Source organism: Rhizobium esperanzae (genome assembly GCF_014197615.1).
GTDB lineage: Bacteria > Pseudomonadota > Alphaproteobacteria > Rhizobiales > Rhizobiaceae > Rhizobium > Rhizobium esperanzae_A.
Genome location: NZ_JACIFY010000015.1, coordinates 12,940 through 25,591 on the forward strand (window position 1 = coordinate 12,940; position 12,652 = coordinate 25,591).

At 61.3% G+C, this 12,652-nt stretch carries 17 protein-coding genes and 1 pseudogene; 12 read left to right on the forward strand and 6 right to left on the reverse strand.

The window, feature by feature from the left end; genetic code table 11:
• Positions 1–40 precede the first annotated feature (40 nt).
• Entirely contained in the window at positions 41–202 is a 162-nt protein-coding gene (locus GGD57_RS19575) for a hypothetical protein (protein ID WP_184471957.1), read from the forward strand.
• Positions 203–247: 45 nt separating this feature from the next.
• Here GGD57_RS19575 and GGD57_RS19580 read toward each other — a convergent pair whose 3' ends face one another.
• Together GGD57_RS19580 and GGD57_RS19585 are read right to left on the reverse strand one after the other, a co-directional pair.
• Complete coding sequence (locus tag GGD57_RS19580) at positions 248–1,615, reverse strand: MATE family efflux transporter (protein WP_184471958.1); 1,368 nt, start codon at positions 1,613–1,615, stop codon at positions 248–250.
• An 82-nt stretch (positions 1,616–1,697) separates the two neighbouring features.
• Positions 1,698–2,138, reverse strand: coding sequence for a glyoxalase superfamily protein (locus tag GGD57_RS19585; RefSeq protein ID WP_184471959.1), 441 nt, complete (start codon positions 2,136–2,138; stop codon positions 1,698–1,700).
• Positions 2,139–2,494: 356 nt separating this feature from the next.
• Between GGD57_RS19585 and GGD57_RS19590 the strand changes: the two genes are divergently transcribed.
• Positions 2,495–2,827: a hypothetical protein gene (locus GGD57_RS19590; protein ID WP_184471960.1), complete on the forward strand. Its 333-nt coding sequence runs from the start codon at positions 2,495–2,497 to the stop codon at positions 2,825–2,827.
• Between the two features lie 95 nt (positions 2,828–2,922).
• Here GGD57_RS19590 and GGD57_RS19595 read toward each other — a convergent pair whose 3' ends face one another.
• Positions 2,923–3,369, reverse strand: a complete 447-nt coding sequence (locus GGD57_RS19595; protein WP_184471961.1) for a host attachment protein — start codon at positions 3,367–3,369, stop codon at positions 2,923–2,925.
• A gap of 114 nt (positions 3,370–3,483) precedes the next feature.
• On the opposite strand from GGD57_RS19595, the pseudogene GGD57_RS29485 reads away from it, so the two are divergent.
• The 3 genes and pseudogenes from GGD57_RS29485 to GGD57_RS19610 form a co-directional block, all read left to right on the forward strand.
• Positions 3,484–3,725 (forward strand): annotated as a pseudogene (locus GGD57_RS29485) (DUF2177 family protein); the annotation flags it as partial.
• Between the two features lie 216 nt (positions 3,726–3,941).
• The gene (locus GGD57_RS19605; protein ID WP_184471962.1) at positions 3,942–4,343 is read left to right on the forward strand and encodes a PilZ domain-containing protein; all 402 of its coding nucleotides are present in this window, start codon (positions 3,942–3,944) and stop codon (positions 4,341–4,343) included.
• A gap of 165 nt (positions 4,344–4,508) precedes the next feature.
• Entirely contained in the window at positions 4,509–5,624 is a 1,116-nt protein-coding gene (locus GGD57_RS19610; RefSeq protein ID WP_184471963.1) for a pyridoxal phosphate-dependent aminotransferase, read from the forward strand.
• A gap of 141 nt (positions 5,625–5,765) precedes the next feature.
• On the opposite strand, the gene GGD57_RS19615 is transcribed toward GGD57_RS19610, so the two are convergent.
• The gene (locus GGD57_RS19615; protein ID WP_184471964.1) at positions 5,766–6,032 is read right to left on the reverse strand and encodes a sel1 repeat family protein; all 267 of its coding nucleotides are present in this window, start codon (positions 6,030–6,032) and stop codon (positions 5,766–5,768) included.
• Positions 6,033–6,473: 441 nt separating this feature from the next.
• Between GGD57_RS19615 and GGD57_RS19620 the strand changes: the two genes are divergently transcribed.
• From GGD57_RS19620 to amn, 3 genes are all read left to right on the forward strand, one after another.
• Positions 6,474–6,812: a DUF2147 domain-containing protein gene (locus GGD57_RS19620; RefSeq protein WP_184471965.1), complete on the forward strand. Its 339-nt coding sequence runs from the start codon at positions 6,474–6,476 to the stop codon at positions 6,810–6,812.
• A gap of 266 nt (positions 6,813–7,078) precedes the next feature.
• Complete coding sequence (locus tag GGD57_RS19625; protein ID WP_184471966.1) at positions 7,079–7,258, forward strand: hypothetical protein; 180 nt, start codon at positions 7,079–7,081, stop codon at positions 7,256–7,258.
• An 85-nt stretch (positions 7,259–7,343) separates the two neighbouring features.
• Positions 7,344–8,846, forward strand: a complete 1,503-nt coding sequence (gene amn / locus GGD57_RS19630; protein WP_184471967.1) for an AMP nucleosidase — start codon at positions 7,344–7,346, stop codon at positions 8,844–8,846.
• Positions 8,847–8,855: 9 nt separating this feature from the next.
• Here amn and GGD57_RS19635 read toward each other — a convergent pair whose 3' ends face one another.
• Positions 8,856–9,071, reverse strand: coding sequence for a hypothetical protein (locus tag GGD57_RS19635; protein WP_184471968.1), 216 nt, complete (start codon positions 9,069–9,071; stop codon positions 8,856–8,858).
• 155 nt (positions 9,072–9,226) lie between these two features.
• On the opposite strand from GGD57_RS19635, the gene GGD57_RS19640 reads away from it, so the two are divergent.
• The 4 genes from GGD57_RS19640 to GGD57_RS19655 are packed head-to-tail and all read left to right on the forward strand — an operon-like array spanning position 9,227 to position 11,566.
• Entirely contained in the window at positions 9,227–9,583 is a 357-nt protein-coding gene (locus GGD57_RS19640; protein ID WP_184471969.1) for a YciI family protein, read from the forward strand.
• A 10-nt stretch (positions 9,584–9,593) separates the two neighbouring features.
• On the forward strand, positions 9,594–9,953 hold the full coding sequence (locus GGD57_RS19645; protein WP_184471970.1) for a YciI family protein: 360 nt from the start codon (positions 9,594–9,596) through the stop codon (positions 9,951–9,953).
• A 2-nt stretch (positions 9,954–9,955) separates the two neighbouring features.
• Positions 9,956–10,315, forward strand: a complete 360-nt coding sequence (locus tag GGD57_RS19650; RefSeq protein WP_184471971.1) for a YciI family protein — start codon at positions 9,956–9,958, stop codon at positions 10,313–10,315.
• A 9-nt stretch (positions 10,316–10,324) separates the two neighbouring features.
• Positions 10,325–11,566, forward strand: a complete 1,242-nt coding sequence (locus GGD57_RS19655) for an RNA polymerase sigma factor (protein WP_184472099.1) — start codon at positions 10,325–10,327, stop codon at positions 11,564–11,566.
• Here the strand turns inward: GGD57_RS19655 and GGD57_RS19660 are convergent.
• Positions 11,534–12,496 (reverse strand): lysylphosphatidylglycerol synthase domain-containing protein, encoded by a 963-nt coding sequence (locus GGD57_RS19660; RefSeq protein ID WP_184471972.1) that lies wholly within the window; start codon positions 12,494–12,496, stop codon positions 11,534–11,536. The genes GGD57_RS19655 and GGD57_RS19660 overlap by 33 nt on opposite strands.
• Between the last annotated feature and the right edge of the window lie 156 nt (positions 12,497–12,652).

Below are 12,652 nucleotides of genomic sequence, written 5' to 3' on the forward strand. Positions count from 1 at the left end.
CCTGTCCCGATCCCGGGACGATCAATCGGAGGATCATCCAATGAAGAAGACGACCTGCGCTGCCTGCGACTGTGAACTCGGTGCGGAAACCATCACCGTCAAGCTCGGCGGCAAGACCGTCGAAGTCTGCTGCCAGGAATGCGCCGAGGCGCTGAACGAGGCGGAGGCCGCAACCTCGGCCGCTCAGAGCGGCAAGCAATAGACGGCCATCGACAGAAGCCGCGCCAGCGAGGCGCGGCTTCCGCCCTCAAGCAGGCAGTAGCCCGTAACGCCAGCCGCGGCGTCTGGCGTTCTGCGACAGTACCAGCAAGGCAAGGACGACCATGCCGGCCTCGGCAAAGACCGGCACCATCCAGATCCCCTGCTCGCCGAACACGAAGGGTAGCAGGAAGGTGAGCGGCAGGGTGAGCAGATAGGGCCGCGACAGGCCAAAGATCGCCGCGCGCGGCGCATCGCCGATCGACTGGAAATAGGACGAGAGAATCAGCATCTGCCCGAAGAGGAAATAGGCGCCGATCGTCCAGGGCAGAATTCGCCTGACCTCGGCCGTTATGGCGGGGTCGGCGACGAAGACCGCGCCGAGACGACCGGCCATGAGTTCGACGGCGATCTCCACCAGCGTGCAATAGACGAGCGCTGCAAGCATGGCGATCTGGAGGCTGCGGCCGACGCGAAGCTTGAAGCCGGCGCCGTGATTGTTGCCGGCGATCGTCTGCAGGGCAATGCTGAGGCCGAGCAGCGGCAGATAGGTGAAGGTCATGATCCGGGTGATGATGCCATAGGCTGCCACCGTCGCGGTATGATCATGCGTGCTCCAGAGCGAGACGTTGATCAGAATGGCGGCCGATGCCAGCGATATGCCGATGAAGCCGAGGCTCATCGGCGCGCCGAAAACGACGATGCCGCGCCATTCGGCAAGGGCGGCTCCCCGGGACGGCCTGAGTGCCGCCGGCCGGCGCCGGCGGTAGACCAGCACCGCTGTCAGGCAGACGAATTGCGATGCGATGGAACCGGCCGCCGAGCCGAGCACACCCCAATGCATCGCGGCCATGAACAGCCAGTTGGCGAGGATGTTCAGCAGTGAGGCCGACAGCGTCACCAGCGTCATGAACCCGATCTTGCCTTCGCAGCGCAGTCCGTCGAGATGCAGCGACAGGAAGAAGCTCACCGGTGCAAAGGCGATCATCGCGCCCATGAACACCATCGCGCCATCGGCCACCGCGGCGTTGCCTGCAGCACCGGCATCGATGATCTGCCGGCCGACGGTCCAGTAGAGCATGTTGAGGGTCAGGGTGACGGCCAGCGCCAGCGTATGGGCGCCGGCAAACAGCCTGGCCGCGCCCTGGCGATCACCGGCGCCAAGCCGGCGGGCAAGGATGCTCGCCATGCCGTTCGAAACGAGCGACTGCAGGGCGATCAACAGCATCAGCCCTGGGAAAATCAGGCTGACGGCCGAAAGCGCATCGGGGCCGACATAGGCGCCGAGGAAATAGGCGTCGACGACGGTGAAGAGGCCGTTGACGGTGGTGATCGCGATGATCGGCGCCGCCGTTTTTATGAAGACGCCCGGCAGCCAGCCGGTGAGAAAGACGTTGCCTTTGGAAAGATCGGTCATGGAGAATCCGTGCGATATCGAGCGATGTCCGATCCGGCTTGAAATCATGCGGATACGGATTTTCGCGAAGAAATGGAAAAAATTAGAGATCGAGCACGAGATGCGGCACGCCGTTCGAGGTCTTCCTCGGCGACACGCCATCGGCGTCGATCTGCGCGCTCACACGCCGGCGAAAGGCCGAAAAGCTGTCGAAGGTGACGACATCCACCGGCTCGTCGAAATGAATGGTGATCCGCTGGAGATCGCCGCCCGGCAGGGCCGAAAGCGTGAGAATTTCACCGGTGAACGGCTGATTGAGATAACGGCCGCGAATATGGGCTCCGACGAAGAGCTGCGTCTTCGGGCCTGTATTCGGCTTTGCCGCAAGGGCCGCAAGCGTATTCCAGTCGCGCGCGCCGTACTGGCGGGCAATCAGTTCCAGGGCCCCACTGTGGGTCAGCGCGGTGCCGCGATCGTTCATCGCCTGGCGCAGGCGCTTGGCCTGGGCCTTCAATTCGTCAATGGCAGGATAGGTCGTCGTCATGGAGTAAAGCCTTCGCAAGGCATGCTCTTCGACTGTGGATGGGAGCTCGCATTGCCGTCAGTCAGCATGCACAAGAGGCCGTGACCATGATCGCGAGGGCTTCACCATGGATTTTCATCCGCGAGCGGCCGGTGCCTCGAACCGGCCTTTGTATGCGCGAACCTCGCCGACATGTCAAGAATGGCGCAGGTGCGGGGGATAATGAGCAGATTTGGGGCAAATCTGCACGAAATCGGTGCGATTTTCCTGCAAGCGTGAGCGAAGCGGTCAATCCTATCGATGTTGTTAAGCTGCCATCAGCATTCTTCAGCTAATGTCCTGTCGTGGAATAAGCGGAGGCTAAAAGGGCCTTTCAGATGCACCTCGACACAGAACACCCCAAGCCGGAACGCGCTTACAGGGAATTCAATCTCGATAGGCCGGGCAACATCATCTTCGTCGGCCACCATCTCAGCACCGGAACGCAGGTGCGCTGCCTGATCCGCACGATTACACTCGCCGGCGCACTGCTTGAAGTCAGCCCGAACCTGGATATGCCGAGCCATTTCTTCCTCGAAATCCTCGGCATCCATGACGAGATCGGCGCAACCATGGTCAAGCGCGAAGGCGAATTGGTGACGATCAGCTTCAACATGCTGCTCAATCCGGAATTCCTGCACCACGTGCTGCGACTGAGCTTCGAAACCTGAGGCCCTTTTCCATCCGTGAGTTGTCGGCGTGCAGCGCACCCGACAGGAAAAACGCGGGGCTGTTCAATCCGCGTTCCTCGGTTGCGAAGACCGCCTCAGGCAGCGAGATGCCGCTCGATCTCATCGACCGGCATATTGGTGTAGTCCTTTGCCAATTCCGCTGATATCGCCGCCTGCGTGTCGGCGCTGAGTACCGGGCGTATTGCGCCGAGCGCCTTCGGCGGCGCAACGAGGATAATACCGGGGGCGTCCTTTTCATGCGCCAGTTCGTCCAGCCTTTCCGCCACATGTTTCAGAAATTGGGCTTCGGCCTGATCGTGCCAATCCGTCTCTTCGACGGCGCTGCGGCTGAAGCCGTCGGCGGTATGGCTGCGGCCGGGTTTGTCGGCGCCGAGTTCGCGATCGGGCTCATTCGGCTGCGTCAGTGTTTCCAGCACCTTCAGGTTCATCAGCGTGGCATCGCCGGCATTCCGCATGATCAGAGCCTTGGCTCCGTTGCAGACCACCACCCATGATTTCCAAGGGATCTTGACGTCGGTCATATCAACTCCTCGCTGTCGTCGTTCGAAGCGCGCTGCTTCATCGATGAAGGCACAACGCCCGGCCATTGAAAGAGTTCGGGAAAATTGCGGCAAAATCGATCGGCCCGCGACCCGGCCGGCACTTTCTCTCTGTTCTCTGCAGCCGCGGTAGTTGTGCTTGCCGTGCTGCAGGCCCCTATCGCCACCGCCTTTCTCCGTGGTGCCATTCTGGGACTGGCGGCCTATGGCACATAAGACACCGGCCGCTCGTCACCAACCTTGTCGACATGGTCTGCGGCACCTTGCTGACGGCGCTGACCGCCGCCTGCGGATATCTCACCGCCAGAATCTCCGGCCGAAACGAGACTTCGGAATGAAGGACCGCGTCCCGATAATGAACATCGGGGCGTCCCGCTTGGGAACAAAGTTTGAACTCGTTAAAATTGTAATTTTATCATTGACGAATGTGCAAAACATTCATGTGACCTTGGTTGGGATTAATGTCCGCTTGATCGTGATCGAGACCGCCGCTCATCATCAAGACCTGCTTGCTTGTGATTAAAACCCCAAATGCGTCCTGACGGAGAATGTGAATGTCTATGCTCCGCGCCACACACCTTGCCACGGTCAAGTCCGCTGTCTACGACATGCGCTGGGAAGAATTCAGCGTCAAGCGCCCAGCCCGCATCGTCGCCGTGCGCCCGTGCCTCACCGGCGTCTCCATGCGAAGCTGCGAGATCATCGATATCTCGCAGGGCGGCGCCACGTTCATCGTGTCCACCACCGCCGGTCTGCCGAAACATTATTATCTCAACATTCTCGGCCTCGCCTATCGGATCGGCTGCGCCGAGGTCTACCGCCACAAGGAACGCATCGGGGTGCGGTTCATCAACATCATGGACCCAGAGGTTCTGCGCCGCGTCGTCCGCACCGACTTCCTCGTCGGTAATATGGAAGCGATCGCTGCCCGGCGCGCACCGATCTTCCGCGCGTAAACAGCGCGGCAACAGGCTGCCGCACAATTCCTTAAATCGGAGCCGGCGTCTTTGCGTCTGAAAGGACGCGCGGCGCCGTCGCTGCGGAAATAATCTTGCTTGCGTTGGTCGTGCCCGGGCCTATTGTTTCGCCAATTGTCACGATATCCGGGAAACCGCCGTCGCATGTCCGCCTTTTCGCGCTTCACCCCGCTTGCCAGCGCCCTGCCCTCCACAGTTCCCTTCGTCGGTCCCGAGGCCATCGAGCGCCAGCGCGGACTTGCCGTCTTGGCGCGCATCGGCGCCAATGAAAACGGCTTCGGGCCCGCCCCTTCGGTGTTTGCGGCGATGCGCGAAGAGGCCGGCAATATCTGGAAATACAATGACCCGGAGAATTTCGCGCTGAGGCAAGCACTTGGCGCTCATCTCGGTGTGGCCGCCGCCAATATTGCCATCGGCGGCGGTATCGACGAGCTGCTCGGCCAGATCGTCCGGCTGGTGATCGAGCCCGGCGCGCCCGTCGTCACCTCGCTCGGCGCCTATCCGACCTTCAACTTCCATGTCGCCGGTTTCGGCGGCCGCCTGGTGAGCGTCCCCTACGTCAACGACCGCGAGGATCTCGACGGCCTGCTCGATGCGGTCAAGCGGGAAAACGCGCCGCTGGTCTATTTCGCCAATCCCGACAATCCGATGGGAAGCTGGTGGGATGCCGAGAGGATCGTCGCTTTCGCCCGGGCGCTGCCCGAGACAACGCTGCTGGTGCTCGACGAGGCCTATAGCGAAACCGGGCCGGCGGGATCGCTGCCGTCGATCGCCTCGCTGATCGAGCTGCCGAACGTCGTTCGCACCCGCACCTTCTCCAAAGCCTACGGACTTGCCGGCGCACGCATCGGCTACGTGATCTCGACAGCAGGCACGGCGCAGGCCTTCGACAAGATCCGCAACCATTTCGGCATGAACCGGCTGGCGACGGCGGCAGCGCTCGCCGCTCTCAAGGACCAGGCCTATCTCGCCGAGGTGGTCGGGAAGATCCACGCGGCGCGGGAACGGATCGGCGGCATCGCCCGGGCGAACGGTCTTGAGCCCCTGCCCTCGGCGACGAATTTCGTGGCGATCGATGCCGGCCATGACGGCGTTTACGCGCGCGCGATCGTCGACGGGCTGATGGAACGCGGCGTCTTCATCCGCATGCCCGGTGTGGCGCCGCTCAATCGCTGCATCCGCGTCAGCGTCGGGCCGGAGGCGGATATGGCGCTTCTCGGGGACGCGCTGCCGCAGGTGCTGAAACAGATCGGCCGGTGAACGAAAAAACGAAAGAGCCGCGGCCGGTGGAGGATCCGGTCGCGGTTCTCTTCTCCCGGCGTTGGACGCATCCAAAGCGCCCCGCCAGTCCCCCTCTTTTCGAGGTTGTTGTTCTATCGATATTCTCAGTTGGAAACGGTCTCAGTGAACCGTCATCCATTCGCGGGCGGCGCGCAGCGCCGCGACGATCTGCATCTTGTCCATGGCGGCGGCCACGTCGGCGCGAAGCTCGGCGGCGCGGTCGTTGCCCTTGATTGCGGCGATGTTCAGCCATTTGTGAGCTGCGACCAGATCGACGTCGCAGCCGCGGCCGGTTGCATACATCAGACCCATTTCACAGAAGACATCGGCGCTGTTGTCGCCACCCATGGTGGCCGTTTCAGCATAGTGCATTTCAAAGCGTGCCATCGGTTTTATCCCTGTTAGCCTGTTTATGACTTACCCTGTTTTACCTCCGGGCCTTGCCGTCTATCGCGGCTTGCGGCCCTTGCGGTCCGGCGGGTTTGCCCCGCTCGTTTGATGGGTTCACTATGCCAAACGGCTTTCAAAAAACGCCTAAAATGCATGATTAATTTGCGACAAACAAAGTGCAAATGCTTGGTAAATTTGGATTTTTGTTAAACATCAGATGCCTTGCGAATTAAGGACTTTCGCGCGAATTTTACGAAAGATTCAGATTTGAAAATAAAGGGATCGTTCATCATGAAATCAGCAGGCGATATGGCTGCACGCTCGCCAGACGGCTTTTTTCTGCCGTTTCTCCCGGATTCAGAGAAGCCCCCACACATATTTACCTTTACGTTCGCGTCAGCTATTTTCGCCGCCATCAGGGGCATCATGGAGGAAAAGATGATCCGCAACTTCGTTCTCGCCGCAGCCATAACAGTGATCGCCGGTATCGCGCATGCCGAGGAGCCGATCGTCGGCAACTGGAAGACGGCCGCCGGCGATACGGCGGTGATCGCATCCTGCGGCGGCAGTTATTGCGTGACGCTGAAGACCGGCAAATATGCCGGCCGGAAGATCGGCACGCTTGCCGGAACCGACGGCAGCTATGCCGGCGAGATTACCGATCCGGCCGCCGAGAAGACCTATAGCGGCTCCGGCAAGATTTCCGGCAATTCGCTGCGGATGCAGGGCTGCGTGATGAAAGTCCTCTGCAAGTCGCAGACCTGGACGCGGCTCTGAAGCCAAAAATACGCCTCCGCAATACGCAGATCAAAGGCATGCCGACGCCGGCATGTCTCGAACTTCTTTGCGACCCTGCTCGTCGAAACAATCCAAATGGTCGCGAACGGGCTGGAATAGCCCACAGAAACACAGATGCCGCCCGTTCCCGAGCCGTTAGCCGGCTGACTTCCATGAACGGTGGATGAACCGGTATCTCAGCACTCATTCAGCCGGCCCGTGGCAAAACTCTTCTCACGATAGAGTTGCGTATCGGGGGCAAGGCAATGGACATGTATATTCTGGCAAGACGCTTCAGCATCATCACGCTGTTTGCGGCGATCTTCGCCTTCACCTTTTCGGCGGTCGTGGTGCACAATGGCGGCGGCCGTGCGCAGTCGCATTTCGGGGCGAGCTATACCTGCTTGGAGAGAAACGGCACATTCTGCACGCCATCGGTGCAGTGACTGCATCCGACACCGAAGAGGAAAATAATCGGATTCTGCCGGCGCGCGTCGTTTGCTTGTCAAAAACAACTCTCTATAATGCGTCATGAACAAACGAATCTCCCCTTTACCGCCCCTCGACATATCCTCACCACCCCCTTTTCAGCCGCAGAGCTTTGATGATCCGGCCGAGGCGGTGGAAGCGCTGACGGCGCTTTATGAGCGCAATACGGCTTTCCTGATCAAGAGCTTTACCGAGCTTGCGCAAGGTGCTCCGATCTCCTCGCGCTACCGTGCTTTCTATCCGCAGGTCAGCATCGAGACGACAAGCTTCGGCCACGTCGATTCGCGCCTTTCCTACGGCCATGTCACGGCACCGGGCATCTATACGACGACAGTCACCCGGCCGAAGCTCTTCAAGCATTACTTGAAAGAGCAGCTGGCGCTCCTGGTGAAGAGCCACAATGTTCCGGTCATCGTCTCGGAATCGACGACGCCGATCCCCCTGCACTTCGCCTTCGGCGAGGGTGCGCATGTGGAAGCGTCCACCAACGCCTTCATCGACATTCCGATGCGCGATATCTTCGATACGCCCGATCTCAACACCACCGACGACGAGATCGCCAATGGCGAATATATCCCGCCGCCGGGCGAGCCCTCGCCGCTGGCGCCGTTCACCGCGCAGCGCATCGATTATTCGCTCGCCCGCCTGTCGCATTATACGGCGACACATGCCGAGCATTTCCAGAATTTCGTGCTGTTTACGAACTACCAGTTCTATATCGACGAATTCTGCAGCTGGGCGCGCAAGCTGATGGCGGAGGGCGGCGACGGTTACACCGCCTTCGTCGAGCCCGGCAATATCGTCACCCTGCCCGGCTCGAGCGCGCCGGAAACGGATGCGACACTTGCCCGTCTGCCGCAGATGCCGGCCTACCATTTGAAGAAGAAGGGCCATGCCGGGATCACTATGATCAATATCGGCGTCGGCCCCTCCAACGCCAAGACGATCACCGACCACGTCGCCGTGCTGCGCCCGCATGCCTGGCTGATGCTCGGCCACTGCGCTGGCCTTCGCAACAGCCAGCGGCTCGGCGATTATGTTCTCGCCCATGCCTATATGCGCGAAGACCACGTTCTCGACGACGACCTGCCGGTCTGGGTGCCGATTCCCGCGCTCGCCGAAGTGCAGGTGGCCCTGGAAGCGGCCGTCGCCGAAATCACCGGTTACGAGGGTTTCGAGCTGAAGCGCATCATGCGCACCGGCACCGTCGGCACGATCGACAATCGCAACTGGGAACTGCGCGACCAGCGCGGGCCGGTGAAGCGGCTTTCCCAGGCGCGCGCGATCGCGCTCGACATGGAATCGGCAACGATCGCCGCCAACGGCTTCCGCTTCCGCGTGCCCTACGGCACCCTGCTCTGCGTCTCCGACAAGCCGCTGCACGGCGAGTTGAAGCTGCCGGGCATGGCGACGGCCTTCTATCGCACGCAGGTCAACCAGCATCTGCAGATCGGCATCCGCGCCGTGCAGAAGCTCGCTGCCATGCCGAAGGAAGCACTGCATTCGCGCAAGCTGCGCAGCTTCTTCGAGACGGCCTTCCAATAAGCCGTTTCCTTACCTGCCGGTCACGACAGGTGCCGCGCTCTGCGCGAGCATCTGCGGCCTGCCGGCGGCAATGTTCAGCCCTGCAATCAGCAGGGTGAAGGCGACAAAGACGAAGGCGGTGCGCAGCAAAACCTTCCATCCGTCGCTTTCTTCGAAATCCGGCTGACGCTTCTCATGACGGCGGGCCCAGATCTGGTTTGCCAGCGCGATTTCAAGAATACTCATTGCTATTCTCCTCGACAGGTTTCGACGAAGCCTTGTCGAGTGCTGCCGTGCGATTTCGACAGGTGATCAGCACAAAAGATTTTTCCCGACGCTGTCGAAATGCGCGAGGATCGTTCGTCCAAGGGTATGGAAAACGGCAAAGGAGGCTGCCCGCGATGAAATATCTCTGCCAGGTCTGGTTCGATGGCGCGATACTCGACGCCATGACCAAAGAGGAAAAGGCCGAACTCGATACGAACTCCCTGAATTATGACAAGGATCTCGTCGACAGCGGACATATGATCGTCGCCCAGGCGCTGCAGCCGCCGAAATCGGCAGTGACGGTCCGGGTGCGGAGCGGCGAGATGTCGGTGACGGACGGTCCCTTTGCCGAGACGAAGGAGGCGCTCGGCGGTTTTATCCTGATCGAGGCCAAGGACCTCAATGAGGCGATCCGCGTTGCCGCCGGCATCCCGCTTGCCAAACTCGGCGCGATCGAGGTGCGGCCTGTCCACGAATTCGGCGCTAAATGAGGAGAGACCGATGAAATTTCTATGCCAGATCTGGTTCGACACGGAAAAGAGCAAGCTGGTCCCTCAGAGCGAATGGGATGCGCTCACTGAGGAGTGTATCGTCAGCGACAATCGCTGGCGCGAGAGCGGTCACCTTCTGGTGGCGCTCGCTCTGCATGATCCGTCAACGGCGATCACCGTCCGCCTGCGCAATGGCGAAGCCTCTGCGACCGATGGCCCCTTTGCCGAAATCAAAGAGCACCTCGGCGGTTTTGTGCTTGTAGAAGCCGAGACTATCGAGGAGGCGGAGACGATCGTGTCGAGTTTTCCGATCCTCAAATATTCCTCGATCGAAGTGCGCCCGACTTACGCCATCCAGGATGGGAAATAGCCATGCGCTACCTCTGCCTGATTTATAACAGCGCCGACACAGACGGGACGCTGGCGCCTGACGAAACCGACGAACTCATCAAGGCGCATTTCGCCTTCGATGAGGAACTGCGCCGCGAAGGCATCATGATCCATGCCGATGCGCTGGAGATGCCTGACCAGGCGACAGTGCTGCGCGTTCGCAACAACACGCTGTCGGCCACCGATGGTCCCTATGTCGAGACGAAGGAGCATCTGGCCGGCTTCTACGTAATCGAGGCGCCCGACATGACCAAGGCAAAGGAGATCGCCGCGCGGATCCCTTCGGTGCGTTTCGGCGCCGTCGAACTCAGGCCGGTCAGGATGCTGACCTTGCCGGATTGAGGTATGCCCTTGGAACGCGTCATCGACGAAATCTACCGAACGCAGTCGCGCCGGGTGCTGGCAACATTGATCCGCCTGCTCGGCGATTTCGACCGGGCTGAGGAAGCGCTCCACGATGCTTTTGCCGCCGCCGCCCGGACATGGCCGGCGGACGGTATCCCCGGCAACCCCTTTGCCTGGCTTGTTTCCACCGGGCGTTTCAAGGCGATCGACACGATCCGGCGGCGGGCGCGCTTCGATGCCTCGCAGCACCACATTGAAGACAGCCTCTACACGCCCGATGCAACAGAGATCGGCGAGATGGAAGCGATCGAGGACGACATGCTGCGGCTGATCTTCACCTGCTGCCATCCGGTCATTCCCGCCGATGCGCAGATGGCGATGGCGCTGCGGGAAATCTGCGGCTTGACCACCGAAGAGATTGCCCATGCCTTCCTCATTCCGGCGCCGACCGTGGCGCAGCGGATCGTGCGCGCCAAGGGCAGGATCCGGGCGGCGAAGGTCCCTTACGAGGTGCCTGCCCGCGAAGCGCTGCCTCAACGGCTCGACCAGGTGCTGCACGTCATCTATCTCGTCTTCAATGAAGGTTATTCCGCCTCTTCGGGTGAAGATGTGGTCCGCGCCGACCTGACCGCGGAGGCGATCCGGCTGGCACGGCTGCTTCTCAAGCTGCTGCCGCATCCCGACGTCTGTGGCCTGCTGGCGCTGATGCTGCTGCAGGATTCCCGCCGTTCCGCCCGCAGTCGTGAGCAGGGATCACTGGTGCTGCTTGCCGATCAGGACCGCTCGCTCTGGGATCATGCGAAGATTGCGGAAGGCCTGGCCCTGCTTTCCCAAGCGATGCGCCCGGGAGAGATCGGCACCTATACGCTGCAGGCAGCGATCGCCGCCGAGCATGCAAGGGCGCCGACGGCCGAAGAAACCGATTGGCGGCGGATCGCCTTTTACTACGAGCTGCTTCTGGCGGCACAGCCCTCGCCGATCGTCGAACTCAATCGCGCCGTGGCGGTCGCGATGGCGGACGGGCCGGCCAAGGGGCTGGATCTGGTCGATGCCATTTTCAGCCGCGGAGAGCTGCTGGCCTATCACCTTGCCCATTCGGCGCGGGCCGATTTCCTGCGCCGTCTCGGCCGGAGCGAGGAGGCGATTGCGGCCTATGAGAAAGCGCTGTCGCTCTGCCGGCAGGAGCCGGAGCAGGCTTTTCTCAGAAAGCGGATTTCAGAGCTTGCCGCGACGCCCGAGCGGCAATGAGATTGCCGTGCCGGTCAGCGCCGAGACGATGATCAGCAGATGCGCGTTGACGCTTGCCTGCGCCAGTGCGGCAAGTGCTGCCCGCTCGCTCGAGGCTCCGAGCGCAATGGCGCCGGCGGTGATGCCGGCAGGATAGGTGCCGACGCCGCCCGGCGCGTGCATCGGCAGCACCGAGGAGAGTTCGCCGCCGAGCGCGCCGCCGAAGCTCGCCGTCATCGGCAGCACCCCCATCAGGCCGAGCGCCCATGCGAGCACGATCACCTTCACCAGCCAGTTGACGATGGTCATCGCCCAGGCGCGTGCAAAGGCAACGGCATCAAGCGGCAGACCGTTTTCGATCTCGGTGACGAATTTCTGCACCTTCGCAGGCAACAGCCTGGCAGCGACACGCAGCAATGGCTTGCGCGCAGCGAAAACTGCGACCGGCAACAGCAGGAAGACAGCCCAAAGCGACCATGCGACGAGCCCATCGGCGGCGGCGAGCGCAAAGCCGATGCCGGCAGCGGCCAGCAGGGCGTGCAGGTCGAGCAGCCGCATGACGAACAGCGCCGAGGTTCCGCGCGTCAGCGGAATGCCGAATTCGGTGCGCATCAGCAGGGGAAAGCTGGTCTCGCCGGTGCGGAAGGGCAGCATGATATTCAGGAGATTGTGGATCTGCGTGACGCGAAAAAGGGTGGCGAACCGGCCCGCCGTTTCCTGCGGAAAATAATCGTAGATGCGCCAGGTGCGCAGGAAATAGGTGCTCGTCAGAGCCACTAGCGCGCCGATCACCGGGCCCGCGCCGACATCGGCCCATTGGCTGATGATGACGGGCCAACCCCAGAACCATTGGATGAAGAGCGCATAGGCTGCGACAATTACGACCGTCAGCGCCGTCATGCGGTTGCGCATAAACCAGGACTGCTGGCTTTCAACGATCGAACTCTTCATGTAGTAGGCATTCCTCACTTGGCGTCGGCACAGGCCTCGTTTCCGTCGCCAGGCGTTTTAGGAGAAATGAGGGTTGCGCACAACGGCGGAGTTGACGGCGATGGCGGCGAGATCGCTTTAAGGCCATCGAACCCCGCGGCGGACCGGTAGATCACG

Bases quoted from the DNA above. Each gene is read 5' to 3' on its own strand.
- GGD57_RS19595 (WP_184471961.1), bottom strand. From the start codon at position 3,369: ATGACCGACGTCAAGATCCCTTGGAAATCATGGGTGGTGGTCTGCAAC.
- amn (WP_184471967.1), top strand. From the start codon at position 7,344: ATGAACAAACGAATCTCCCCTTTACCGCCCCTCGACATATCCTCACCA.
- GGD57_RS19635 (WP_184471968.1), bottom strand. From the start codon at position 9,071: ATGAGTATTCTTGAAATCGCGCTGGCAAACCAGATCTGGGCCCGCCGT.
- GGD57_RS19640 (WP_184471969.1), top strand. From the start codon at position 9,227: ATGAAATATCTCTGCCAGGTCTGGTTCGATGGCGCGATACTCGACGCC.
- GGD57_RS19605 (WP_184471962.1), top strand. From the start codon at position 3,942: ATGTCTATGCTCCGCGCCACACACCTTGCCACGGTCAAGTCCGCTGTC.
- GGD57_RS19620 (WP_184471965.1), top strand. From the start codon at position 6,474: ATGATCCGCAACTTCGTTCTCGCCGCAGCCATAACAGTGATCGCCGGT.
- GGD57_RS19580 (WP_184471958.1), bottom strand. From the start codon at position 1,615: ATGACCGATCTTTCCAAAGGCAACGTCTTTCTCACCGGCTGGCTGCCG.
- GGD57_RS19615 (WP_184471964.1), bottom strand. From the start codon at position 6,032: ATGGCACGCTTTGAAATGCACTATGCTGAAACGGCCACCATGGGTGGC.
- GGD57_RS19610 (WP_184471963.1), top strand. From the start codon at position 4,509: ATGTCCGCCTTTTCGCGCTTCACCCCGCTTGCCAGCGCCCTGCCCTCC.
- GGD57_RS19625 (WP_184471966.1), top strand. From the start codon at position 7,079: ATGGACATGTATATTCTGGCAAGACGCTTCAGCATCATCACGCTGTTT.
- GGD57_RS19650 (WP_184471971.1), top strand. From the start codon at position 9,956: ATGCGCTACCTCTGCCTGATTTATAACAGCGCCGACACAGACGGGACG.
- GGD57_RS19585 (WP_184471959.1), bottom strand. From the start codon at position 2,138: ATGACGACGACCTATCCTGCCATTGACGAATTGAAGGCCCAGGCCAAG.
- GGD57_RS19660 (WP_184471972.1), bottom strand. From the start codon at position 12,496: ATGAAGAGTTCGATCGTTGAAAGCCAGCAGTCCTGGTTTATGCGCAAC.
- GGD57_RS19645 (WP_184471970.1), top strand. From the start codon at position 9,594: ATGAAATTTCTATGCCAGATCTGGTTCGACACGGAAAAGAGCAAGCTG.
- GGD57_RS19575 (WP_184471957.1), top strand. From the start codon at position 41: ATGAAGAAGACGACCTGCGCTGCCTGCGACTGTGAACTCGGTGCGGAA.
- GGD57_RS19590 (WP_184471960.1), top strand. From the start codon at position 2,495: ATGCACCTCGACACAGAACACCCCAAGCCGGAACGCGCTTACAGGGAA.